The 22,417-nt window shown below is 68.3% G+C and carries 22 protein-coding genes; 13 read left to right on the plus strand and 9 right to left on the minus strand.

The features are described from left to right. Window positions 1-177 precede the first annotated feature (177 nt). The 3 genes from OG876_RS09800 to OG876_RS09810 all read left to right on the plus strand — a co-directional run bounded on the left by OG876_RS09800 (window position 178) and on the right by OG876_RS09810 (window position 3,062). Window positions 178-1,011, plus strand: a complete 834-nt coding sequence (locus OG876_RS09800) for an SAM-dependent methyltransferase (protein ID WP_328524477.1) — start codon at window positions 178-180, stop codon at window positions 1,009-1,011. A 78-nt stretch (window positions 1,012-1,089) separates the two neighbouring features. Beyond that, window positions 1,090-2,175 carry a winged helix DNA-binding domain-containing protein gene (locus OG876_RS09805; RefSeq protein WP_328524478.1) on the plus strand — a complete coding sequence of 362 codons (1,086 nt, stop codon included), beginning with the start codon at window positions 1,090-1,092 and terminating at the stop codon, window positions 2,173-2,175. 62 nt (window positions 2,176-2,237) lie between these two features. Continuing rightward, on the plus strand, window positions 2,238-3,062 hold the full coding sequence (locus tag OG876_RS09810; RefSeq protein WP_328524479.1) for an aldo/keto reductase: 825 nt from the start codon (window positions 2,238-2,240) through the stop codon (window positions 3,060-3,062). Between the two features lie 11 nt (window positions 3,063-3,073). On the opposite strand, the gene OG876_RS09815 is transcribed toward OG876_RS09810, so the two are convergent. Next, window positions 3,074-4,018, minus strand: coding sequence for a LysR family transcriptional regulator (locus tag OG876_RS09815; protein WP_328524480.1), 945 nt, complete (start codon window positions 4,016-4,018; stop codon window positions 3,074-3,076). Window positions 4,019-4,117: 99 nt separating this feature from the next. Here OG876_RS09815 and OG876_RS09820 point away from each other — a divergent pair, with 99 nt between their 5' ends. Together OG876_RS09820 and OG876_RS09825 are read left to right on the plus strand one after the other, a co-directional pair. Beyond that, a complete protein-coding gene (locus OG876_RS09820) occupies window positions 4,118-4,423 on the plus strand; it encodes a hypothetical protein (protein ID WP_328524481.1) in 306 nt (101 codons plus the stop codon). Then, a complete protein-coding gene (locus tag OG876_RS09825) occupies window positions 4,380-5,279 on the plus strand; it encodes a LysR family transcriptional regulator (RefSeq protein WP_328524482.1) in 900 nt (299 codons plus the stop codon). The genes OG876_RS09820 and OG876_RS09825 overlap by 44 nt, the downstream gene beginning before the upstream one ends. Before the next feature lie 7 nt (window positions 5,280-5,286). On the opposite strand, the gene OG876_RS09830 is transcribed toward OG876_RS09825, so the two are convergent. Further along, window positions 5,287-7,596 (minus strand): N,N-dimethylformamidase beta subunit family domain-containing protein, encoded by a 2,310-nt coding sequence (locus tag OG876_RS09830; RefSeq protein WP_328524483.1) that lies wholly within the window; start codon window positions 7,594-7,596, stop codon window positions 5,287-5,289. A 202-nt stretch (window positions 7,597-7,798) separates the two neighbouring features. On the opposite strand from OG876_RS09830, the gene OG876_RS09835 reads away from it, so the two are divergent. Further along, window positions 7,799-8,011, plus strand: a complete 213-nt coding sequence (locus tag OG876_RS09835) for a hypothetical protein (protein WP_328524484.1) — start codon at window positions 7,799-7,801, stop codon at window positions 8,009-8,011. Here OG876_RS09835 and OG876_RS09840 read toward each other — a convergent pair. After that, window positions 7,962-8,729 (minus strand): SDR family NAD(P)-dependent oxidoreductase, encoded by a 768-nt coding sequence (locus OG876_RS09840; RefSeq protein ID WP_328524485.1) that lies wholly within the window; start codon window positions 8,727-8,729, stop codon window positions 7,962-7,964. The two genes, OG876_RS09835 and OG876_RS09840, sit on opposite strands and share 50 nt — an antisense overlap. A gap of 50 nt (window positions 8,730-8,779) precedes the next feature. On the opposite strand from OG876_RS09840, the gene OG876_RS09845 reads away from it, so the two are divergent. The 4 genes from OG876_RS09845 (at window position 8,780) to OG876_RS09860 (ending at window position 12,877) form a co-directional block, all read left to right on the plus strand. Further along, on the plus strand, window positions 8,780-9,442 hold the full coding sequence (locus OG876_RS09845) for a pyrimidine 5'-nucleotidase (protein WP_328524486.1): 663 nt from the start codon (window positions 8,780-8,782) through the stop codon (window positions 9,440-9,442). Window positions 9,443-9,638: 196 nt separating this feature from the next. Continuing rightward, window positions 9,639-10,358, plus strand: a complete 720-nt coding sequence (locus OG876_RS09850; RefSeq protein ID WP_328524487.1) for a FadR/GntR family transcriptional regulator — start codon at window positions 9,639-9,641, stop codon at window positions 10,356-10,358. Between the two features lie 2 nt (window positions 10,359-10,360). Beyond that, window positions 10,361-10,831, plus strand: coding sequence for a GNAT family N-acetyltransferase (locus OG876_RS09855; RefSeq protein ID WP_328524488.1), 471 nt, complete (start codon window positions 10,361-10,363; stop codon window positions 10,829-10,831). A gap of 87 nt (window positions 10,832-10,918) precedes the next feature. Next, the gene (locus OG876_RS09860) at window positions 10,919-12,877 is read left to right on the plus strand and encodes a glycosyl hydrolase family 28-related protein (RefSeq protein WP_328524489.1); all 1,959 of its coding nucleotides are present in this window, start codon (window positions 10,919-10,921) and stop codon (window positions 12,875-12,877) included. 60 nt (window positions 12,878-12,937) lie between these two features. Here the strand turns inward: OG876_RS09860 and OG876_RS09865 are convergent, their stop codons facing one another. Continuing rightward, window positions 12,938-14,485, minus strand: coding sequence for an MFS transporter (locus OG876_RS09865; RefSeq protein ID WP_328524490.1), 1,548 nt, complete (start codon window positions 14,483-14,485; stop codon window positions 12,938-12,940). Window positions 14,486-14,602: 117 nt separating this feature from the next. Between OG876_RS09865 and OG876_RS09870 the strand changes: the two genes are divergently transcribed. Both OG876_RS09870 and OG876_RS09875 read left to right on the plus strand, forming a co-directional pair. Beyond that, entirely contained in the window at window positions 14,603-15,034 is a 432-nt protein-coding gene (locus tag OG876_RS09870) for a MarR family winged helix-turn-helix transcriptional regulator (protein WP_328524491.1), read from the plus strand. An 11-nt stretch (window positions 15,035-15,045) separates the two neighbouring features. After that, complete coding sequence (locus OG876_RS09875) at window positions 15,046-16,197, plus strand: pyridoxal phosphate-dependent aminotransferase (RefSeq protein ID WP_328524492.1); 1,152 nt, start codon at window positions 15,046-15,048, stop codon at window positions 16,195-16,197. 20 nt (window positions 16,198-16,217) lie between these two features. Here the strand turns inward: OG876_RS09875 and OG876_RS09880 are convergent, their stop codons facing one another. Together OG876_RS09880 and OG876_RS09885 are read right to left on the minus strand one after the other, a co-directional pair. After that, window positions 16,218-16,772 carry a hypothetical protein gene (locus tag OG876_RS09880; RefSeq protein WP_328524493.1) on the minus strand — a complete coding sequence of 185 codons (555 nt, stop codon included), beginning with the start codon at window positions 16,770-16,772 and terminating at the stop codon, window positions 16,218-16,220. Between the two features lie 70 nt (window positions 16,773-16,842). Continuing rightward, a complete protein-coding gene (locus OG876_RS09885) occupies window positions 16,843-17,460 on the minus strand; it encodes a hypothetical protein (protein ID WP_328524494.1) in 618 nt (205 codons plus the stop codon). A gap of 68 nt (window positions 17,461-17,528) precedes the next feature. Between OG876_RS09885 and OG876_RS09890 the strand changes: the two genes are divergently transcribed. Next, the gene (locus OG876_RS09890) at window positions 17,529-18,089 is read left to right on the plus strand and encodes a dihydrofolate reductase family protein (RefSeq protein WP_328524495.1); all 561 of its coding nucleotides are present in this window, start codon (window positions 17,529-17,531) and stop codon (window positions 18,087-18,089) included. A gap of 50 nt (window positions 18,090-18,139) precedes the next feature. Here the strand turns inward: OG876_RS09890 and clpB are convergent, their stop codons facing one another. The 3 genes from clpB to OG876_RS09905 form a co-directional block, all read right to left on the minus strand. Beyond that, complete coding sequence (clpB, locus tag OG876_RS09895; RefSeq protein ID WP_328526881.1) at window positions 18,140-20,722, minus strand: ATP-dependent chaperone ClpB; 2,583 nt, start codon at window positions 20,720-20,722, stop codon at window positions 18,140-18,142. A 100-nt stretch (window positions 20,723-20,822) separates the two neighbouring features. Next, the gene (locus OG876_RS09900; protein WP_328524496.1) at window positions 20,823-21,368 is read right to left on the minus strand and encodes a carbonic anhydrase; all 546 of its coding nucleotides are present in this window, start codon (window positions 21,366-21,368) and stop codon (window positions 20,823-20,825) included. Next, a complete protein-coding gene (locus OG876_RS09905; RefSeq protein ID WP_328524497.1) occupies window positions 21,365-22,381 on the minus strand; it encodes an alpha/beta fold hydrolase in 1,017 nt (338 codons plus the stop codon). The genes OG876_RS09900 and OG876_RS09905 overlap by 4 nt, the downstream gene beginning before the upstream one ends. Window positions 22,382-22,417 lie beyond the last annotated feature (36 nt).

A 22,417-nucleotide genomic window follows, 5' to 3' on the forward strand; every position in this document is an offset into this window, starting at 1 on the left:
GCCCGACTCATCCGCGTGGGGCGATATTCGGACTTTGCCGGTGCCGCCGGCAGGATGCCTCGCTACGGTCTGTACCTTCAGTTCCGGAAAAGCCTGTCGCGGTCGCGGTCACCTGCCGTCGCAGATCCGCTACGCTCTTCCTGCAGGCCGAACCGCAACGGAACAGGGAGTTCATCGATGGCCGAAGGCGAAGAAGCCACCATGACCGAGCGGCTCAACATGGACCGGCCACATCCCGCCCGTGTCTATGACTACTTCCTGCACGGCAAAGACAACTTCGCGGTCGACCGGCAGGCGGCGGAGCACCTGCTGGAGGCATTCCCCGGGTTCCGCACCGCGGCGCTGTCGAACCGGATGTGGATGCATCGCGCCGCCCGGTACGCCGCCGAGCAGGGCATCACCCAGTTCCTCGACATCGGCACCGGCATCCCGACCAGCCCCAACCTGCACGAGGTCGTGCAGGAGATCGTGCCGTCGGCGCATGTCGTCTACGCGGACAACGATCCCATCGTGCTCGCCCACTCCCGCGCCCTGATGGCCAGCGGGCCGGAGGGCAGGACCGCGTATCTCGAGGCCGACGTGACCGACCCGCAGTCGATCATCGGCTCGGAAGAGGTCAAGGACCTGCTGGATCTGAGCCAGCCGGTCGCCCTGAGCCTGGTCGGAGTGTTCCACTACCTGCCCGACGCCCTCGAGCCGTACGACCTGGTCAAGCAACTGGTCGAGCCGCTCGCACCGGGGTCGCTGCTGATCTTCTCGCACTGCACGCCCGACTTCGCGCCCGACCTGTGGGAGCGGGCGATCCAGGTCTACAAGGCGGACGGCGGTGACGCCCAGGTCCGCAGCAAGGAAGAGGTCACCCGGTTCTTCGACGGTCTCGAGCTGGTCGAGCCCGGGGTGTCCGCTCCGTTCCGCTGGCACCCGGACGCCGAGACCGAGGCAATGGTCGCGAAGGACGAGTTCAACGACGTGATGTGCAGCCTCTGGGTCGGCGTCGCCCGCAAGCCCTGACCGTCAGCACAGAGCACCGGCCCGGGCCTGTCCACGCCGCAGCCTGACGTTGTCGGCTGAGTCCGGCAGGATGCCTGCATGGTGCTGATGAGTGCGCGGGCGGTGAATCGGGCGACGTTGGCCCGGCAGATGCTGGTGGAGCGGGCCGACGTGTCCGGGGTAGAAGCGGTCGGGCGACTCGTGGGGATGCAGGGGCAGGAGCCCAAGCATCCGTACGTCGGGTTGTGGTCGCGGCTCGACGGGTTCGAAGAGGCCGAGCTGGATCGCGCGGTCGCAGAGCGAGACGTGGTGCGGGCGACCATGTTCCGGGGGACGCTGCATCTGGTGACCGCGGCGGACTACTTGCGATTCCGGACCACGGTGAGCCCGGTGTTGGAGGCCGGGCTGAAAGTGCTGGGCGACCGGGGCGAAGGGCTGGATCCGGCGAAGGTAGTCGCGGCGGCCAGGAAGTTGCTCGCGAAGGAGCCGTTGACGTTCACCGAGGTGCGGGATGCGCTGCAGCAGCAGTTCCCGGAGGTGAACGAGCGCGCGCTCGGGTTCTGCACACGGATGCTGGTGCCGTTGGTGATGTACCCGACGGACGCCCGGTGGAGCTGGTCCGCGAACGCTCGGTTCACCCCTGCGGAGGACTGGCTCGGCGCCAAGCTGCACACGCGCGCCGAGCCCAAGGAGCTGGTGACCAGGTATCTGGCCGCCTTCGGACCGGCCACGCCCGCGGACTTCCAGACCTGGTCCGGGCTGCAGAAGGCGAAGCCGTTGTTCGACGACCTCGAGCTGGAGACCTTCACGGACGAGGCCGGCAAGACGTTGTACGACGTACCCGACGGGCCGCGGCCGGATCCGGACACGCCGGCGCCCGTGCGGTTCCTGCCGGAGTTCGACAACCTGCTGCTCTCGCACGCGAAACGGGAGCGGATCATCGCGGACGAGCACAAGCCGGCGGTCTACACCAAGAACCTCCGGGTGAAGTCGACGTACACCGTGGACGGCCTGGTCGCCGGGCTCTGGACGGACGAGAAGAAGCGAGGTGTGGCGACTCTCACCCTGACGCCTTTCGGCCGGATGCTGAAGAAGACGCTGACCGAACTGGAGCGGGAAGGGACCGCGTTGCTGCGGTTCCTGGAGCCCGACGCGAAGACCTATCAGGTGGTTACGAACGGTTGATGAGGTTGTTGTCACACGTCGGATGACTGGGCCAGAACGGTTCGGCCCGGTGGAATGGGCAGATGAGCACAGTCCCCACCATCACTCTGGACAATGGCGTCGAGATCCCGCAGCTGGGTCTGGGGGTCTGGCAGGTCGAGGACGAGATCGTCACCGACGTCGTCACCACCGCGTTCGAGGCCGGCTACCGGCACGTCGACACCGCGGCCATCTACGGCAACGAGGCCGGCGTCGGACGGGCGATCGCGGCGTCGGACCTGCCGCGTGACGACCTGTTCATCACCACCAAGGTGTGGAACAGCGACCAGGGCTACGACAGCACGTTGACGGCGTTCGACACGAGCCTGGAGCGGCTCGGCCTCGAGTACGTCGACCTGTACCTGATCCACTGGCAGTCGCTGCAGCGGGACAAGTACGTCGACACCTGGAAGGCGTTCGAGCAGTTGTACGCCGACAAGCGGGTGCGCGCGATCGGGGTGTCGAACTTCCACGAGCCGGCGTTGCGGCGACTGTTCGAGGAGACAACGATCCGCCCTGCGGTGAACCAGATCGAGCTGCATCCGGCGCTGCCGCAGGACGAACTGCGCGCGTTCAACGCGGAGAACGACATCGTCACGCAGGCGTGGAGCCCGCTCGCCTCGGGTGAGCTGCTCGCGAACGCGACGCTGAAGACGCTCGGCGAGAAGCACGGCAAGTCGCCGGCGCAGGTCGTGATCCGCTGGCACCTGCAGCTCGGCAACGTCGTGATCCCGAAGTCGAAGACCCCGAGCCGGATCCAGGAGAACTTCGCCGTCTTCGACTTCCAGCTCGACAACGACGACATGGCCGCCATCGCCGACCTCGAGACCGGCGTCCGCACCGGCGGCGACCCCGACGTCTTCGGCTGACCCGACGTCGCTCAGAGCAGTTCGAGGAAGCGGGCGAGGATTGGGGAACGGTTGTCCGGCGACCAGGCTACGGAGAGTGGCCAGGGCGGTAGGTCGTCGGACAACTCGCGGTAGACGACCGCTTCGGGGTTGGACAGCGGGGTCGGGCTGATCAGCAGCGAGACGCCGAGGCCGGCGGCGACGAGCGACACGATCGTCTGTACGTCGGCCGCCTCCTGCTCGATCCGCGGCATGAACCCGGCCGCCAGGCAGAACCCGACGATCGTGTCGTACACCGCGGGGCCGCTGGGCCGCGAGTAGAACACGAACGGCTCATCCGCGAGCTCGGCCAGCCGGACCCGCTTCCGCCGCGCCAGCCGATGCCGCGCCGGCAGCGCCGCCACCAGTGGATCCGCCGAGACCGCCTGCGACTCCAACCCCGGCGCGAGCCGCACGACGACCGTCCCATCACCCGGCGCGTCGCCTCCTCCACCTCGGCTCCCGGCCCGTCCCCCGACCGGCGCCGGAGCGTTCGGCCGGAGCAGGCCGACGTCGATGCGGCCGTCCCGCAGCGCCTCCGTCTGGTGGAGAGTCGTCATCGTCGCCAGATCCAGGACCACTTCCGGATAGGCCTCGCGGAACGTACCCAGCAACCGCGGCAGTGCCTCGTGGGTCGCGGACTGGACGAACCGCAGTCGCAGCGTCCCGAGCTCACCCCGCTGCGTTCGCTGCGCCGCGCGTACCGCCTCGTCGGAGCGCCGGAGCAGGTCGTGCGCGTCGGCCAGGAACGTCTCGCCGGCGGCGGTCAGCACGAACCGGCGGCGGATCCGGGCGAACAGTTCCACACCGAGATCGTGCTCGAGGGCCGCGATCTGCCGGCTGAGCGACGGCTGGGTGAGATGCAACCGGAGCGCCGCCCGGCCGACGTTGAGCTCCTCGGCCACCACCACGAACGACCTGAGCTGCCGCAGTTCCATACCCACGATCATGCACCAGATGCATGAACTCTGTGAAGAACTTTCATTGGACGTATCACCGTGCTGCTTCTTACTGTCGAAGGGACGAAAGGAACGACCATGCAGTACGTACCGTTCTCCGTGATCAAGTCGATCCACGAGCAGACTCACTCCGCCATGCCGGACGCGCCGGTCCGTCCCCATACCTCGCGGCGTCGCCCGCTCCGCACCGCCGTACGACGCCTGCTGCAGCAGCAGGCGCAACCCGCACCCGCCCCGCAGCCCGCACCGGCGCCGATCCAGCCGCGCACAGCGCTGACCCTGGTCCCGTCCGCGGCCGGCCCGAGCGATTCGGCCGACGAGCTGTGCGAAGCTGAGGTCCGTGATCGAGGTACGACGCCTACGGGTGTTGCGCGCGCTGGCTGACCACGGGACTGTGACCGCGGCCGCCGAGGTGCTGCATCTGACGCCCTCGGCGGTCTCGCAGCAACTGGCCGCACTGGAATCCGAAGTCGGCCAGGAGTTGCTGGAACGCCGCGGCCGCCGGGTCGCGATCACCTCGGCCGGCCGCCTGCTCCTCGCCCACACCGACGCCATCCTGACCGAGATCGAACGCGCCGAAGACGCGATGCGGCTGCACGCGAACGGCACCACCGGCGAGGTCCGCGTCACCGCGTTCGCCACCGCGATCAGCCTGCTGGTCGCCCCCACTCTGACCCGGCTGCGCGAGACCAGCCCCGGCCTCGACCTCGTCGTCCGCGACGCCGAAGGCCATCAAGGCATCACCCAGTTGCTCGATGGCGACGCCGACATCGCGATCGCCGTCGAACACCGCGGCTCACCCCGCCCCGACGACCAGCGGTTGATCCGGATCCCCTTGTACGCCGAGCCTTTCGTCGCCGTACTCCCGCCGTCGCATCCGGCCGCAACACACGACACGATCGAGCTCTCCCTCCTCGCCGGCGACGACTGGGTGATGACAGCTCCCGGCAATCCGATCCGGGACGTCGTACTCCTCGCCTGCGAGCAGGCCGGTTTCCAGCCGCGCGTCGTCCATCAATCCGACGACTTCCAAGCAGTCGCTGCGCTGGTGGCAGCCGGCGGCGGAGTCTCGCTTGTCCCGCGTCTCGCCGTGCCGCCTCCGGCCCTCGCGGTCATCCGCCCGCTCCCCGAGCCCGTGCCGACCCGGCGCGTGTACGCCGCCGTACGCGCAGGCCGGGCCGACCATCCGCTGGTCACCGCAACTCTCGACGTCCTGACCGAGGTAGCCGAGAAGCTCTGAGCGGTCATCACCTTTCGTTGTTGACGGGCAGTTCCTGCTTGGGGACGGCGACCCGCATCGCTGCGACCGTGTCCACCGGCGGCTGGATCGTCCCGCGGCCGACCCAGTCGGCGATGTTGTTGACCATAATCGTCACGGCCTGCTGTGAGGCTGCCGATGGTGCGGTGACGTTCCAGTTGGACGGACAGCGGCGTACCAGGAAGCAACCGTAGGCGAAGGTCGAGCCGTTGAACACCCGGGCGCCCGACGGTGCGCTGAACGCGGTCGCGTGCATCGGCGTCGCCTGACCGTTGGTCCGGCAAGTACCGGTGCCGCTGGCAACGATCGCCAACCCTGGATGCTTGTACAGACCCGGCCAGACGAAGTCCACCTCGCCCGCGAGGAACCCTGGTATGGCGGTCCCGGCCGCGATGCCCTGGAACAACCAGCCGCTTCCAGCCGTGAGGGTGTGGCCCAAGTCGGCGCAGAAGTACTCGGCCCCGAGCAGCGGCTGCGACGCATAGGCATCACCCAGGTAGCGCCAGGTCGTCGAGTCGAAGCCGGCGGTGTACCGGTCGATGTCCCAAGCCCGCCGGGTGCCGTCCGTGAACGTGATTCGCCGGAACGCCGCGTTCGCTCCGAGGTTAGCCACATTCACACCGCGCGTGATCGACTGGCTCAGCGCTGCTCGCATCCCGAGCGAGTAGTACTCGTCATGCCCAGGCAGGAAGATCGTCCCGGCCCGCAACGGCAACTGACCACCGAACTCGTCCAGGTCGTTGTCGGTCCAGTACGTGACGTCCAGCCCCTTGGACTCAGCCCAGAACACCAGTCCCTGCTCCAGAGGCAGGTATTGTCCGGAACCTTGCCCCTCGCCGTACGGACGGTCGAAGGTCAGGCGGCCCGATCCGGTGTCCAGACCGGAGTAGAAGCTCACGCCGCCGTAGCTGTTGTACGCCTCCCAGGTCGTGTTCGCCTGCTGGATCAGCAGATCGTGCTTGGTCCCCGTATCGTCGCGGACCGTCAGCGGAACGTAAGACGCGAACCGGCCGTCGCTGACCCGGATGAGATACGTGCCGGGCACCCAGCCGCTCGTCACCGGAATGCTCAACGTCTTCGACCACGATGCTGCCGACGTCATCCGCAGCGGGTGACCGTTGGCCGTACCACCGGTTGTCGGGGCGGGTTGCACAACTGTCGGCACGTTGTCCTGACGCCACACCTCACGCGCTCCGAGGCCGGCATAGTGCCCCATCCGGTAGGCAACCACGCTGACCGGATTGCCGGACGTCACCTTGATGTCCACGGTGTCACCGCACGTCGCGGAGACGTCGGTGAGGTACGCCGCCAGCGTTCCGTTCATGCTTTCCGGGATGACCCACGCACCCGTGCCCGCCTTCACGTTCTCGGCAGTCGTCGACGGCCAGGAGGACGGACAACCTGCCGGGATCGCGCGGAACGGCGCGACTGCCACCGCCGGCATCGGCGCGGGTGGTGCGATCAGGGCCAGGGTTCCCGAGCCGGACATCATCAGGCCGCCGGCCGTGTTCGTGGCCGACACCGCTAGCGTGAAGATGCCGCCGTACTTCGACAACACCGCTCCGTTGATCGGGATCGCCAGTCGAGCTCCGGCCGCAACGCTGCGAGGAGTGGCCGCGTGCCAGGTCGCGTAACCACCCGAGGTCGTCAGCGTTCCGTTGATACTGGTGACAGCTCCTGTTGTGCCGGTCGGCAGTTGCATCCGAACGGCGGAGAGGATTCCCGGGCTCGTGAGTGTGCCGTAGTAGTACAGCGTGGTCTTCTGACCCGGGATCGGGTTGCTCGCGGTGATCGCTACGTTCGGCGAGATCGTCACCGGTCGGGTCAGTTGTCCGGTGCCGGACGACAGCGCCACTCCCGTGGTGCCGGTCGCCGTGAAACTCAAGGTCCACGGCCCACCGCTCGGCAGCGTTAGACCATAGAACGGAATCGCGAAACGGGCGCCTACGGCAACCTTGACCGTCGTGCTGGGCGTCCACCGCAGTACGCCGGTCGCGACCGTGCGGACCGTGCCGTTGACCGAGGTGACCCGCCCACCGGTTCCTTGCGGGATCGTGACGGTGATGTCCCGCACAGTTCCCGCTCGGGTCGCCGTGGCTCGGTAGGTCAGTGTGGTTGTGCCATTCGATACCGCGGTCCCTGTGATCGTCACATTGGCCACGACGGCCGTCGCCGGTCCGGCAGCGACCGTCAGAGTCGCCGCCGCCAAGAGGACTGCCATGCCCGCCGCGCCGAACTTGCGCCGAATTGACGAGAATCTCCTACCCACCCGGAGTCGTACGGCATCGCTGATGTCCATCGTGCATCCCCCTACCTCCGCGGAGGAATGCACGCCCCGATCCGTAATCCCCCCGCTCGCACGTGCCCGCCCCCCGGCAGTCCCTTCACGTGCGAACTACCAGCAACATCGCACAAGGTCAGCGATGCTCCTAGGGATCGATGACCGATAACTGGCCACGATCTCGGCGCGACTACGTTGAGCCGTAGAACCGTCTCGTTCGGTGACGGAATTAGTTGGCTACGACAACGGTCTTCCGGATCTCTTCGGCGCCTGCTTCCAGCGCGGTTTCGAGGTCAACTTCACCGGCATCGACAGGTCGGAAGAGGAGCGGAACGCCTACGCCGGCGCGCTGGCCAAGACTCTGTACGAGTCCCTCCAGCCGGTCAAGGGCGGCGGCGGCCGTCCAGGCCTACGGTCGAGACCCGTGCGATGAGGGCCCGGGGGATGAAGCGGGTCACACCGACGATCAGTTTGTAGCGGCGGCTCGGGACCGAGACCGGCTTGCCGCGCATCAGGTCCTTCCACGCGTCCTCGACCAGGTCTGACGCGTCCAGCCACAGGAACGACGGGATGATCGTCTTGTCCATCCCCATCCGTTCATGGAACTCGGTGTGCACGAAGCCCGGGCACAACGCCATCACCGCGACACCCTTCGCGTGCAGCTCGACCGCGAGACCGGCCGAGAAGTTCGTCACCCACGCTTTGTGTGCGCTGTAGACGTTGCGCTGCATGAACCCGGCCACCGACGACACGTTGATCACCGCACCGGATCCGCGCTCGATCATCGGGAGTACGGCGGCATGCGTGAGCCGCAGTACGACGCGGACCAGCAGGTCGAGCTGCTTCTCCTCGACGTCGACCGGGTTGGCCCAGAAGGGCTTCTTCTGCCCGAAGCCGGCGTTGTTCACCAGCACCTCGATCGGTCCGGTCCGGAACCGTTCCTCCACCCGGGCCAGGTCGTCCGCATCGGTCAGGTCCGCGGCCAGCACCTCGCACGCGGCCCCGTGGAGCCGGGCGATGTCGGCCGCGACCTCCTTCAGCCGCGCCTCGTCTCGCGACACCAGCACCAGGTCGTAGCCTTCGCGCGCCAGCTTGTCCGCGAACGCACGGCCGATCCCGGTCGCCGGCCCGGTGATGAGCGCAGTCGCCACGTTCAATCCTCCCGTCGGTGACGCCCCCAGTCTGTCACTACCCTGGCCAGATGCGGCCTGACGTCGACACCTGGATCCTCGACCTCGACAACACGCTGTATCCCGCCGGCTCCGCACTGGCCGCGCAACTCACGCACGGCATCCTCTCGGCCGTCGCCGGCTTCTACGGCACGGACCTGACCGGTGCCCGGCGAATCCAGGCCGAGCTGGTTGCGCAGTACGGCACCTCGCTGCGCGGTGCCATGGTCACTCGCGACATCGACCCGCACGAGTTCCTCGGCTTCGAGCGCCGGATCGACTATTCGGTGCTGACTCCGGATGCCGACCTCGCCGCCGCGCTCGAGGCGTTGCCCGGACGGCGCTTCGTCTACACGAACGGCTCCGTCTACCACGCCGAGCAGGCGCTCGGGCGACTCGGGCTGACGACCCACTTCGACGGTGTCTTCGACATCCTCGCCGGCGACCTGATCCCGAAGCCGTACCCGGAGAGCCTCGACGCGTTCCTGACCCGGTTCGCGATCGACCCCGCGCGGGCGGCGATGATCGACGACCTCGAGGTGAACCTCACCCTCCCCCACGAACGCGGTATGACGACTGCATGGGTGACACACGAGCCGTCTGCGGACCGGACGCCGTACCAGCGGATTGCGCCGAAACGCTGGCAGGTCCGGGACCTGCCCGCCTTCCTCCGGCATCTGCCGACAGGCATCTGACCACAGGCATCTGACGACGTAGGTGTCCCGCCGGAAGGCCGACCGTGGTGTCACCACACGCTTCCAGCTCGGCCTCCTGACATCTGATGAATCGGTCGGCGCCTCGCGGCGCACGGCCCGGACACAGGGCAATGTGACCGCGATTGGTCTGAGGACTTACCCTGCACGTGTATCGACAGGGACGGGGAGGTAGCGAGTGGCAGCCACCGACAAGGCATTGGCCGGCCTGCGCCAGATGATTGCGTCCGGGGAGCTCGGGCCGGGGGCCAAGTTCCCGCCGGAGCCCGAGTTGTGCGACCACCTCGGGGTTTCGCGCAGTTCGTTGCGCGAGGCGGCCAGGTCGCTGGCCGCGCTCGGCGTGATCGAGTCACGGCACGGTTCGGGCACCTACGTGTCGGCGCTGGATCCGGCCGAGATCATCAGCCGGTTCTCATTGTCGGTCGAGCTGATCCCGCTCGAAGGCGTCCTCGAGTTGCTCGAGGTCCGTCGCGTGCTGGAGTCCCACGCCACCGCCTCGGCCGCGGCCCGCCAGGACCCGGACCTGCAGGCGCGGCTGAGTGACATCCTCGACCGCCTCGAGTCGACCACCGACGCGACCGAGATCCAGCACCTCGACGCCGAGTTCCACAACGCGATCTGTACGGCGGGCGGCAACCCGACCGTCACCGCCCTGACCGGCGTGATCCGGGGCCGCGGTGGTCATTACCGCATCTTCGAGCCCGGCGCGGACTTCGACGCCATCAAGCAGACCAGCGACCGCGGCCACCGCGCCATCCTCGCTGCCATCGCGACCCGCGACCCGGCGGCCGCCGCGACCGCCGCCTCCGCGCACATCGCCCAGACCGAGCTCTGGCTCCGGGCCCTCCGCCCCGTGCCCCAGGTCGACCTGCCGGCCGAGGCGGTGCCGGCGAGTTGACGATGGAGACTGAGGTGGCCCAGACCTCGGAGTGGGCCGTGCGCGCCGTGGCTACCACCGACATCGAGCCGCTCGCCGATCTGCGCGCTGTGGTCATGCGTCCGGATCTGGAACGCCTCGGACGGTACGACGAGCACCGTGTGCGGCAGCGGTTGCGGGATTCGCTCTCCGCGCAGCACACCTCGATCATCCTGGTCGACGGCGAGTTCGCGGGCTCCATCACGCTCCGCCCGACCGCCGACAGGCACTGGCTCGAGCACTTCTACCTCGCCCCACACTGCCAGGGCCGAGGGCTGGGATCGGCGATCCTGCGCTCGATTCTGGCGCAAACCGACGCCCAGGGCGCGACCGTCGGCCTGAACGTCCTGCAGGGCAGCGCGGCCCGCCGGCTGTACGAGCGGCACGGTTTCGTCATGGAGTCCGAGGACCCGGTCGACGTCTTCATGGCACGTCCGCCGAGCCCTCGCTCCTGAAAGGAATTTTCTTTCTTCTGTCGAGATATTGCAGACGCGTGCTCGACTACATACTCTCCAGGCAGTTCGTCTGGAGGGGATCCGCCAATGTCCCGATCACACCTGCGCGCCGTCGCGGTCGCGCTCACCACCGCACTCCTGGGTGCCGTCCTCACCACTCCCGCGGTCGCCACTCGCCCGGCGCCGCGGATCACCCGCGCCGGGCTGGATCCGGCGCTCGTCTCCGGTCGTGGAGCGGAGGTCGCGTTCCTCGAGCAAGAAGCCGAGAACGCTGACTACACGGGCGAGAAGATCGGCCCGGGCCGGGAGGCCTACACGTTGCCGGCCGAGGCGTCCGGACGGACCGCCGTCCGCCTGCAACCTTCGCAGTACGTCGAATTCACGCTGACCCGGCCGGCCAACGCGCTGACGCTTCGCTACAGCATCCCGGACGCACCGGGCGGCGGTGGGATCACGGCGCCGCTGGACGTGACGGTCAACGGGAAGCACAAGCGGACGATGACGCTGACGTCGCAGTACGCCTGGCTCTACGGGATGTATCCGTTCTCGAACGACCCGAACGTCGACCCGATCCCGGGCTGGTGGAAGCCCGAGCCGGATCCGGTCACCAAACCGTTCCGGCCGAACCACTTCTACGACGAGCAGCGCCTCCTGCTGGATCGGACGTATCGCGCCGGCGATCGCGTCCGGTTCGCCGTACCGAAGAACTCCAACGCCGCCTGGTATGTGCTGGATCTCGCCGACTTCGAGCTCGTGAACGCACCGCTGAAGCAACCCACGCGTTCCCTGGACGTGCGGCTGTTCGGCGCCGATCCCACTGGCCGGCACGACGCCGCACCCGCCATCGATCGGACCATCGCAGCCGCCAAGCGAATCGGCTGGTCGGTGTTCATCCCGCCGGGCACGTACCAGGTCAACCGCCACATCGTCGTCGACAACGTCACCGTCCGCGGCGCCGGCAACTGGTGGACGATCATCAAGGGCACGGTCCTGCCGCTGGCCGAACCCGCGCCGGACAAGTCGGTGCACAGCGCCCCCGGCTTCTACGGCAAGTACGCCGCCGACGGCGGGAGCACCCGGGTTCACCTGGCCGACTTCGCGATCGAGAGCGACGTACGGGAACGGATCGACACCGATCAGGTCAACGGGATCGGCGGCGCGATCGGCGGCGGCTCGACGATCGAGAACCTCTATCTGCACCACACCAAGGTCGGCATCTGGCTCGACGGCCCGATGGACGGGCTGCTGATCCGCAACAACATCGTCACCGACGCGGTCGCCGACGGGATGAACCTGCATCTCGGCGTCTCGAACGTCCGGGCGACCAACAACTTCGTCCGCAACAGCGGTGACGACGGCTTGGCGATGTGGTCGGAGTCCAACCCGGACGGCCTGGTCAACCACAACAACGTCTACGACCACAACACGGTCCAGACGCCAGTACTCGCGAACGACATCGCCATCTACGGCGGTCGCGACAACGCGGTCACCGACAACCTGGTCGCCGACCCGATCCGGGAGGGCAGCACGTTGCACGCGGGCTCGCGGTTCAACGCGACGCCGTTCGAGGGGAAGCTGACGTTCGCCCGCAACACCACGGTCCGCGGTGGTCCGCGCGACCTCAACTGGGACATCGGGCTCGGCGCGATCTGGCTGTACGCGTTGCAGTCCACGATGTCCGGGTCGATCGAGATCATCGACAGCTCGTTCCTCGACTCGACGTACAACGCGATGATGTTCGTCGTCGACTGGCCGGTCAAGGACGACTACGCGATCACGAACGTTGCCGTGCGCAACATCAAGGTCGACGGCACCGGGACCAACGTGGTCAACGCCCGGGTCGGCGGCTGGGCGACGTTCGAGAATGTCGACGCGCGCAACGTCGGGGCGCCGTTCGTCAACAACTGCGGAACGTTCCACTTCAACGGGCCGCCGGAGTTCGACGTACGCCTGCTGGCCGGCAACGACGGCGGCTGGACCGGAGCAACGTGGTGCGAGGACCGCCCCGCCGTCGTACCGCCGCCGCCACCGTCACCCTGGAACTGACCACCCAGGATCCCGGCCGCTGGGGACGAGAAGGCCACCCACTCGTCCCCAGCGGCCTGCTCACACCTCGACGGTGGTGGGCTCGGGTTCGGCCGGGACCTCCGGCGTACGTCGGGCCACGCGGAATGCCAGCGTGAGTACTACTGCGCCGAGGAAGACGATGCCGGCGGCAACCGCTGCTGCGGTGTGCATCGCGTGGACGAAGGTGTTGTTCGCGACGTGCACCAGGTCCGGCCGGCCGATCGTGCCGGCGGCATGCCGGGTTGCCTCGGCGGACGTCCCCGCGGCTTCCCGGAGGTTGTCGGGAAGGCCGGCCAGCGACGGCGCGATCCGATGCTGGTACGTCGACGACACGATCGTGCCGAGGACGGCGACACCGAGAACGCTGCCGACCTGACGCAGCGCATTGCTGACGGCCGAGCCGGCGCCGATGCGATCCATCGGCAGAGTCGCCATCACGGCCGCGGTGGTGGGCGCGACGGTCACACCGATCGCCAGGCCGGCCAGTGCACCGACAATACCGATCCACAGCAGCGGTGTGTTCACGTCGTACGTCAGGTTGAGACCGAAGCACAGTGCGAGCGCGACTACCGCCGTACCGGACACTCTCGCGACGCCGAAGCGAGCGGCGAGCCTGGCACCGAGCGGCGAGCCCACGACCACTCCGGTCGCGCCGGGCAGTGACATCAGCCCGGCCGACAGAGCGCTCATGCCACGCGCGCCTTGCAGATAGAACGCCAGGTAGAAGCTCTGCCCGGTGATCGTCAGGAAGACCGCGGCGAGGGCGAAGTTGCCCGCGGCGAACCGGCGGTTGCGGAACAGGCGCGGGTCGAAGCTCGGGTCGCTCTCGCGCGATTCCGAGTACAGGAAGCCGGCGAGCAGGACCAGACCGGCCGCGATACTGGCCCAGACCTGCCAGCGGTTCCAGCCGCCTTGGTGGCCGCCCTCGATCAGCCCGTACGAGAGACCGAGCAGACCGAGGGTGGACAGGCCGAGGCCGACCGGGTCGAGCCTGCGGCGCCGCGGGCTCTTCGGGTTCGGGAGGACGAGCGCGGCGCCGACCAGGCCGAACGCGACGATCGGCAGGTTGATGGTGAAGACCGATCCCCACCAGAAGTGGTCGATCAGTACGCCGCCCAGCACCGGGCCGACGGCGACACCGACGCCAGCCGACGACGACCAGGCTGCGATCGCTCCGGCCCGGCGCTCCGGCGGGAACGTCCAGCCGATGATGGCCATCGACGTGGGCATGATCAGCGCTCCGCCCAGACCCATCGTCGCGCGGGCCAGGATGAGCTCGACCGGACCGCCGGCCCAGGCGGCCCAGGCCGACGAGCCGCCGAAGATGAGCAGGCCGGCCATCAGCACGGTCCGGTGACCGTATCGATCACCGAGCGCGCCGGCCGCGAAGAGTGCGGTGGCGAAGAGCAGCGAGTAGATGCCGATGGCCCATTGCAGCTGGCCCGGCGTGGCGCCGAGACCGTCGACCGGGTCGGCGAGGCGTTCGAGGGCGATTCCGAGGACAGTCGAGTCGATCCAGATCAGGACGGCCGACACGACCAGGACGGCGAGAATGCGGCGTTGCCGCGAGGGGTCGATCGAGGACACGAAGTCTCCTATAATTGACAGGACCCTGACGAGGTTTCCATCGTCGTCGATTGACAGGAACCTGTCAATGTCCTTTTTCGTACCGGCGTGCCCAGGGACCCCGGCAGAATGTGATGCATGGACCCCAGCGACCCGACCGGCTGCGTCACCTTCCTCGTCCGGCACGCCTGGCTGAGCATGCGCTCGGTGCTGGCCGTCGCCCTGGACGAGCACGGGCTCTCCGTGCAGCAGTACGGCACGCTGCTGCTGGTCCGGGAGAAGCCGGGCCGCACCGTCGCCGAGGTCGGCCGCGAGGTCGGTACGGCGCGCCAGTCCGCGAACGAGCTGATCGCCGGCATGGAACGAGCCGGCCTGGTGGAGCGCCGCCCCAACCCGTCCGACCGTCGAACTCAGCAGGTCCACCTCACCCCGGCCGGCGAACAGCGGCTGGCCGACGCGGCCCCCGCCGTACGCAAGGTCGAGGCGGAACTCGAGGCGTCGTTCAGCGCCGGCGACCGCGCGACCGTCCGGGCCTGGCTCGGCCATATGGTCACGTCGGTCGAGAGCTAGGGTCTTGAGGCATGCGCGCACACGCTGAGCGGTTGACCGGCCTCGGTACGACGATCTTCGCCGAGATGTCCGCCCTCGCGGTGGCGACCGGCTCGGTCAACCTCGGTCAGGGGTTCCCGGACCGCGACGGGCCTGACTCGCTGCTCGAGGATGCGATCGCGGCGATCCGCGCGGGCGCCAACCAGTACCCACCGGCCCGCGGCATCCCGGCGCTCCGGCAGGCGATCGTCGACCACCAGAAGCGGTTCTACGACCTCTCGTTCGACCCGGACACGCAGGTCCTCGTCACCACCGGCGCCACCGAGGCGATCGCCGCCGCGCTGCTCGCGTTCGTCGAGCCCGGCGACGAAGTGATCGCGCTCGAGCCGTACTACGACTCGTACGCGGCCGGCATCGCCTTCGCCGGCGGCCGCCGGGTCCCGGTCACCCTGCGCTCCCCGTCGTACCGTCTCGATCTCGACGAGCTGCGCGCCGCGGTCACCCCGCGCACGAAGGTTCTGCTGATCAACTCGCCGCACAACCCGACCGGCACCGTCCTCACCGACGAGGAACTGCGGGGCATCAGTGCGGTCGCCGTCGAGCACGACCTGGTCGTCATCACCGACGAGGTCTACGAACACCTCGTGTACGACGGACTCGAGCACCGGCCGCTGGCGTCGTACGACGGGATGGCCCAGCGGACGGTGTCGATCAGCAGCGCCGGGAAGACGTTCGCGGTCACCGGCTGGAAGATCGGCTGGGTCACCGGATCGCCGTCGGTGGTGACGGCGGTGACGACCGCCAAGCAGTTCCTCACCTTCACCTCAGGTGCGCCGTTCCAACCCGCCGTCGCGAAGGCGCTTGCTCTAGGCAACGACTACTTCGACGCCCTGCGCGCCGACCTGCAGTCCCGCCGCGACCTCCTCTGCGACGGCCTGGCCGACCTCGGCTTCGAGGTCCACCGCCCCCAGGGCACCTACTTCGTCACCACCGACATCCGCCCCCTCGGCCACACCGACGGCATCACCTTCTGCCGCCAACTCCCCGAACGCGCCGGCGTCGTAGCCATCCCCCACCAGGTCTTCTACGACAACCAGGACTTCGGCCGCCCCCTGGTCCGCTGGGCCTTCTGCAAACAACCCGAAGTCCTCCAAGAAGCCCTAACCCGCCTCCAAAAGCTCTGACCCGGCGGGTGGGTCTTCGGTCAGGGGTGGTGGAACCAGAGCCTGGTGGGTTGTTGGAGCATCAGGATGAGTAGGGTGACGTGGATTGCCAGGCCGAGGATGCTGGCGGGGAGCGCCATGGCACCGCCGGCGATGCCTATCGCGGCGACGCCGATGAGCAGGTAGCGGGCCCACGGGCGGCGCTTGCGGAGGTAGATCGCCGGCAGCAGGTACACGAAGCCGCAGATCAACGCCGCCGCGACCGCAACGCCTTGGTTGCCCTTGGAGCCGGTGAGGACCTCGGAGACCTGCTCGCCCGCGGATGTGAGCGCGACGGCAGCGAGCAGTACGCACATCGCACCGAGGCCGAGTGAGATGACCGCGGCGATCGTGACCTGCTTCGGCGGGTTCGCCTGATACGCATCCGCGCCGGCACCGTAGACACCGCCGAACGCTGCCGGACTATCGCCGTACGCACTCGGGCGGTCGCCGTACGGCGTCGTGCCGGAAGACGGTGGAGCGTCGGCGGAACCGAAGACGCCTCGGTACGGGCCGGGTCTGTCCTCGGTCGGGTCGTCGCCGTGCTGCTCGGTCATGCGGTCAAGTGTTCCTTCCAACTGCCCCCTGCCCACGATCCTCGCAGATCGAGCAAAACCGGCGTTGCGATCAGCCCGTCGTAACGGTGATGTCGAGCTGCGGGAAGGTCAGGTACGGCGCCAGGCCGGCAGCAGTGAGCCTGGTCGGCGCGAAGTACGCAGGGTCGGGGTGGAAGCGGACAGTCGTACCCGTCGAGTTGCTCGGTTCGAGGGCTTCGAGATCGGTCACCGGGATGCCGTGTTCGTAGCGCTGGGTCCACGAGCCGTTGCGGCGCCGGTTGGTGTGGGCGAGGTGGTCGCTGAGGGCCGCGACGACGGACATACCGCGGCGCGGCCGGCCATCGGGGAGCAGCGGCGCGGCCGGGTCCTGGAAGAAGCGGAGGTCCTCGGTGGCCATCACCGGCTTCTTCACGACGTTCCCGTGTTCGTCGACGCGAGTGTCGGTGCCGCGCCCGTCATCAGCGATCGAGATCGAGCCGTCGGAGTGGAGCGTGACCGTACAACTCCCCCGCTGTCCAGCCGCCTCCGCCTCGTCGTCCGGGTACGCGATCACCTCGAGCACGAGATGGAGTACGCCGCCCGGCGCATAACCGTCGGCGTCGTCGCGGATCCGCTGCAGGTGAGCGTGATCGACCGACCCGGCCCAGTCGTGCGTGGTGTTGACCCAGTCGGCGCGAGGTTGTGTCACCCGCCCATTCTCGCCGATTCCTATCGGGTTTCCTGCCGGTCTACAAGGCAGTTCACGGAAGGAGAACCATGCGCAAGATCACCGCGTCGACCTTGATGACGCTGGACGGTGTCGTGGAGGACCCGAGCGGGTTGAGCGGTACGGCGTTCGGCGGCTGGGCGTCGCCGTACTTCGATGCGGAGGCCGTCCAGCGGTCGATCGAGAAGTTGTCCGGATGCGACTACTTCCTCTGCGGGCGCCGTACCTATGAGATGTTCTCCGCGGCGTGGGCTGACGCGCCGGGCCCGTACGCCGATCGGCTGCGGAGCCTGCCCAAGTTGGTGGCATCCACCACTCTCACCGGCGAGCTGACCTGGAACGCGTCCCTGCTCAAGGGGGATGCAGTGACCGCGCTCAAGCAGATCAAGCAGGAGCCGGGCGGCGACATCATGATGTACGGCAACCCGACCCTGCTGCGCGCGCTGCTGAACAACGGCCTGGTCGACCAGTTGGACATCGCGCTGCACCCGCTGGTCCTCGGCGCCGGCGCCAAACTCTTCCCCGACGGCGCACCCCGAACCGAGCTCACCCTCGAAGCCCAATCCCAGCTCCCGAGCGGTGTCATGCTGCTGACCTACACCACAGCCTGACGCAGAACAGCCGGACCGGTTCATCAAACCGGCCCGGCTGTCGGGGTTTGCTAGGCGGGGGCTACTTCCAAGGCGTCCTTGGATTCGTTCAGCGTCACCTTGACGGTCTCGCCGTCGCGGACAGTGCCGTTGAGGATGCCTCGGGCCAGTTCGTCGCCGATCGCGGACTGCACCAGGCGGCGCAGCGGACGGGCGCCGTAGACCGGGTCGTAGCCGGTCATCGCGAGCCACTCCATCGCACCTTCGTCGACATCCAGGGCGATCCGGCGGTCCGTCAGGCGGCGCTGCAGAGCCTGGATCTGGAGGGCGACGATCTGGGTCAGTTCCTCGCTGCCGAGCGCGTCGAACAGCACGATCTCGTCGAGCCGGTTGATGAACTCCGGCTTGAACGACTGCCGCACGACCGCCATCACCTGGTCCCGCTTGGCGTTGTCGTCGAGCCGGACGTCGGCCAGGTAGGCCGAACCCAGGTTGCTGGTCAGGATCAGGATGACGTTGCGGAAGTCGACCGTCCGGCCCTGGCCGTCGGTCAGGCGACCGTCGTCCAGCACCTGCAGCAGGATGTCGAACACCTCGGCGTGCGCCTTCTCGACCTCGTCGAGCAGGATCACCGAGTACGGACGGCGGCGGACAGCCTCGGTGAGCTGGCCACCCTCCTCGTACCCGACGTAGCCGGGCGGGGCGCCGACGAGCCGCGCGACGCTGTGCTTCTCCGAGTACTCCGACATGTCGATCCGGACCATCGCCCGCTCGTCGTCGAACAGGAAGTCCGCGAGCGCCTTGGCCAGCTCGGTCTTACCGACACCGGTCGGACCGAGGAACAGGAAGCTTCCGGTCGGCCGGTCCGGATCCGAGATGCCCGCACGGGCCCGGCGTACGGCGTCGCTGACGGCCTTGACCGCCTCACGCTGACCGATCAGCCGGTGACCCAGCTCGTCCTCCATCCGGAGCAGCTTGCCGGTCTCGCCCTCGAGCAGCCGGCCGGTCGGGATGCCGGTCCACATCGCGATCACCTCGGCGATCTCGGTCGGGCCGACCTCCTCGTTGACCATCGCCTCCGGGCCTTCGGCCACCTCGGGTTCCGCGTCGGCGGCCTCGAGCTCCTTGGTCAGCTCGGGGATCTCGCCGTACAGGATCCGGGCCGCGGTCTCCAGGTCGCCGTCACGCTGGGCGCGCTCGGCCTGGCCGCGCAGTTCGTCGATGCGCTCCTTGATCTCACCGACCCGGTTCAGGCCGGACTTCTCGCGCTCCCAGCGGGCCTCGAGCGCGCGCAGCTCCTCCTCGCGGTCGGCGAGGTCGGCGCGCAGCCGCTCCAGCCGCTCCTGCGACGATGCGTCGTCCTCGCGGGACAGCGCGAGCTCCTCCATCTTCAGCCGGTCGACGGTACGGCGGAGCGAGTCGATCTCGACCGGGGACGAGTCGATCTCCATCCGCAGCCGGGACGCGGCCTCGTCGACGAGGTCGATCGCCTTGTCCGGCAGCTGCCGGCCGCTGATGTAGCGGTGCGACAGTGTGGCCGCCGCGACCAGGGCGGAGTCGGAGATGGCGACCTTGTGGTGCGCCTCGTAGCGCTCCTTCAGACCACGCAGGATCGCGATCGAGTCCTCGACCGAAGGCTCGCCCACGAACACCTGCTGGAAGCGGCGCTCCAGCGCCGGGTCCTTCTCGATCCGGGTCCGGTACTCGTCCAGGGTGGTGGCGCCGATCATCCGGAGCTCACCACGGGCCAGCATCGGCTTCAGCATGTTGCCGGCATCCATCGCGCCCTCGCCGGTCGCACCGGCGCCGACGACGGTGTGCAACTCGTCGATGAACGTGATGATCTGACCGTCGGACTCCTTGATCTCGGTCAGCACGGCCTTCAGCCGCTCCTCGAACTCGCCGCGGTACTTCGCACCCGCGACCATCGCACCGAGGTCGAGGCTGATCAGCCGCCGGCCGCGCAGCGACTCGGGCACGTCACCGGCCACGATCCGCTGGGCCAGGCCCTCGACGACGGCGGTCTTGCCGACGCCTGGCTCACCGATCAGGACCGGGTTGTTCTTGGTCCGGCGGGACAGGACCTGCACGACGCGGCGGATCTCGGAGTCACGTCCGATCACCGGGTCGAGCTTGCCGTCCTTGGCCCGCTCGGTCAGGTCGACGCCGTACTTCTCCAGCGTCTTGGTGGTGCCCTCGGCCTCCGGGGAGGTGATCCGGCGGTTGCCACGCATCTGGTCGAACGCCTGCAGCAACGCGTCGGCGCCCACGCCGAGCGCCGACTTCGCGTTGCCCTCGACGGTCGCCAGCGCGATCAGCAGGTGCTCGGTGGAGACGTACTCGTCCCCGAGCCCGAGGGCCCGCTGCTCCGCCTGCGACAGCACGTCGCTGGTCTTCGGCGACAGGCTCGGCGCCTGCACGCTGCCACCGCTCGCCTTCGGCAGCCGGCTCAGCTGCTCGGCGGTCTTGCGGCGTACGGCGTCCACGTCGGCACCGGCGGCCTCGAGGAGACCGACCGTCGTCCCCTCGGGCTGCGCGAGCAGCGCCGACAGGAGGTGAATGGGCTCCACGGTCGGGTTGCCCGCCGCGGAGGTCTGACGGATCGCGACCGACAGGGTTTCCCGGGCCAGCGTCGTCAACCGCTGAACGTCCATCGAGTTCCAGCCTTTCCAGCTCAAGTTACAACAGTCACTGGATACAACTTATCCAAACTTGAGTCCATTCCACTCAACTCTGAGAAATCCTGGGGAAATCTCAGGGTTCCGAGTGCGGGTAGCGAGGTTCGACGGTGGTGGCGACGCGTCCGGTGGTGATGTCGTACACGTGTCCCGAGACGCTCACTTTGGGTGACAGGGCTGGTGAATCGAGCAGCCGCTCGACATCAGCCTTGACGGTGATCTGCGGGTCGGCGACGGCGGAGGCCTCCAGCGCCACCTCGGAGAGGCCGGTCGCCTCGGCGGCCCGCCGGCGGAACTCGGGGTCGGCCAGGAAGGCCGTCCCGCACTGCGTGTGATGGATCACCGCGACCTCGAAGAGCGTCTCGACGGGACCGCCGCGCAGCTGCTCGGCGAGGAACGCGAGGTAGGCGATGTCGTCGATGACGGCCGGCGTGACACGTCCACCGGCGTTGCGGATGACGGGGGCGTCCCCGAGTTCGAGCCCGAGAGCAAGAGCCGGGTCGATGCGGTGGTCGAGACAGGTGACGACGACCACCGGTACGGCGGGCAGGCCGAGCGCCGCCGGGGAGTAGGTCCGGGCGAACTCCGCATTGCGTTCGAGCAGGGGAAACAGCTTGGTCATCGGTGCTCCTTCGAAAGGTCGGGACGGACGCCGACACCGTGACGCGAGGGGATCTCGCGGATGGCGTCGGCGAGCAGGTCCGGATACTCGCTGGTGGTCAGGTGACCGCCAGGAAAGGTCAGTACGTCGGCGCTCGGCACACGGATCCGGGCGGCGGCGACCTGGCGGTGTTCGTAGCGGTCTTCCTCGCTGCCGCCGACATACAAGGCCACGGTGTCCGCCAGGTCACGTGCGACAGCGGCGAGATCCCAGCGCTGGGCATGGCGGCGATGTTCCTGGACGAACCCGGCGGCTCGATGGAGGAAGGCCGCACCCTCCCGGCGCGTGACCGCCGACCGCAGTTCGGCGAGCTCCTCCGGGCTGGGGCGGTAGCTGCGGGAGTACAACCGTGCGCCGAGCATCGCCGAGTCGAACATGTCCGGCGAGCGCTGCGCCCGGCGCATGGCCAATGCGCCCAGCGGGCTGCGCAGCATCGGCGTGACCTGCCACGGGTGCGTGTGCGAGTCGGCGAACAGGCCGCCGTTCATCATGAACACGGCCACGATCTCCGGCAGTGCGCCGGCCCGCTCCGACGTACGGCGAAGCAGTTCGAGCAGCGCCAATGACGTGTAGTCGAAGGTGACCACGACCGTGCGGCGTACGGCGTGGTGGCGCCACAACGCCTCGACCAGGTCCGCGCGCTCCATCGTGGAGTGCCGGTAGTTGCCCGGCTTGTCCGAATCCCCTTGCCCGACGGGCTCGACGTACAGCCGTGGACCGAGGTCCTCGCCGAGCATCCGGTCCACCTGCGCCCAGCCGTACGAGCCGTCCGGGAAGCCGGGCAGCATCGTGAGCCAGGTCGCGTCGAGATCCTCAGACGCACCGACGACGCGCTCGAAGACCCGCAAGGCGCCAGGGGTCGCGGCCGCCTCCTCGGGCAGGACCCGCGCCGGATCCGGGTGATACAGGATCCGCTGCCCGCCGGCGTACCACTGGTCCGCGGTCACCAGTACTGCCGTGTCACTCTTCTCCATCGCCCCTCCTCGTTAGTGGACACTGTCCACATTAAC

This window comes from Kribbella sp. NBC_00359, from assembly GCF_036097425.1.
Lineage (GTDB): Bacteria > Actinomycetota > Actinomycetes > Propionibacteriales > Kribbellaceae > Kribbella.

What these genes read in the sequence shown, in the direction of transcription:
- OG876_RS09875 (WP_328524492.1), top strand. Translation starts at nt 15,046, where the DNA reads ATGCGCGCACACGCTGAGCGGTTGACCGGCCTCGGTACGACGATCTTC.
- OG876_RS09900 (WP_328524496.1), bottom strand. Translation starts at nt 21,368, where the DNA reads ATGACCAAGCTGTTTCCCCTGCTCGAACGCAATGCGGAGTTCGCCCGG.
- OG876_RS09890 (WP_328524495.1), top strand. Translation starts at nt 17,529, where the DNA reads ATGCGCAAGATCACCGCGTCGACCTTGATGACGCTGGACGGTGTCGTG.
- OG876_RS09845 (WP_328524486.1), top strand. Translation starts at nt 8,780, where the DNA reads ATGCGGCCTGACGTCGACACCTGGATCCTCGACCTCGACAACACGCTG.
- OG876_RS09855 (WP_328524488.1), top strand. Translation starts at nt 10,361, where the DNA reads ATGGAGACTGAGGTGGCCCAGACCTCGGAGTGGGCCGTGCGCGCCGTG.
- OG876_RS09810 (WP_328524479.1), top strand. Translation starts at nt 2,238, where the DNA reads ATGAGCACAGTCCCCACCATCACTCTGGACAATGGCGTCGAGATCCCG.
- OG876_RS09830 (WP_328524483.1), bottom strand. Translation starts at nt 7,596, where the DNA reads ATGGACATCAGCGATGCCGTACGACTCCGGGTGGGTAGGAGATTCTCG.
- OG876_RS09800 (WP_328524477.1), top strand. Translation starts at nt 178, where the DNA reads ATGGCCGAAGGCGAAGAAGCCACCATGACCGAGCGGCTCAACATGGAC.
- OG876_RS09805 (WP_328524478.1), top strand. Translation starts at nt 1,090, where the DNA reads ATGGTGCTGATGAGTGCGCGGGCGGTGAATCGGGCGACGTTGGCCCGG.
- clpB (WP_328526881.1), bottom strand. Translation starts at nt 20,722, where the DNA reads ATGGACGTTCAGCGGTTGACGACGCTGGCCCGGGAAACCCTGTCGGTC.
- OG876_RS09905 (WP_328524497.1), bottom strand. Translation starts at nt 22,381, where the DNA reads ATGGAGAAGAGTGACACGGCAGTACTGGTGACCGCGGACCAGTGGTAC.
- OG876_RS09815 (WP_328524480.1), bottom strand. Translation starts at nt 4,018, where the DNA reads ATGGAACTGCGGCAGCTCAGGTCGTTCGTGGTGGTGGCCGAGGAGCTC.
- OG876_RS09870 (WP_328524491.1), top strand. Translation starts at nt 14,603, where the DNA reads ATGGACCCCAGCGACCCGACCGGCTGCGTCACCTTCCTCGTCCGGCAC.
- OG876_RS09820 (WP_328524481.1), top strand. Translation starts at nt 4,118, where the DNA reads ATGCAGTACGTACCGTTCTCCGTGATCAAGTCGATCCACGAGCAGACT.
- OG876_RS09880 (WP_328524493.1), bottom strand. Translation starts at nt 16,772, where the DNA reads ATGACCGAGCAGCACGGCGACGACCCGACCGAGGACAGACCCGGCCCG.
- OG876_RS09860 (WP_328524489.1), top strand. Translation starts at nt 10,919, where the DNA reads ATGTCCCGATCACACCTGCGCGCCGTCGCGGTCGCGCTCACCACCGCA.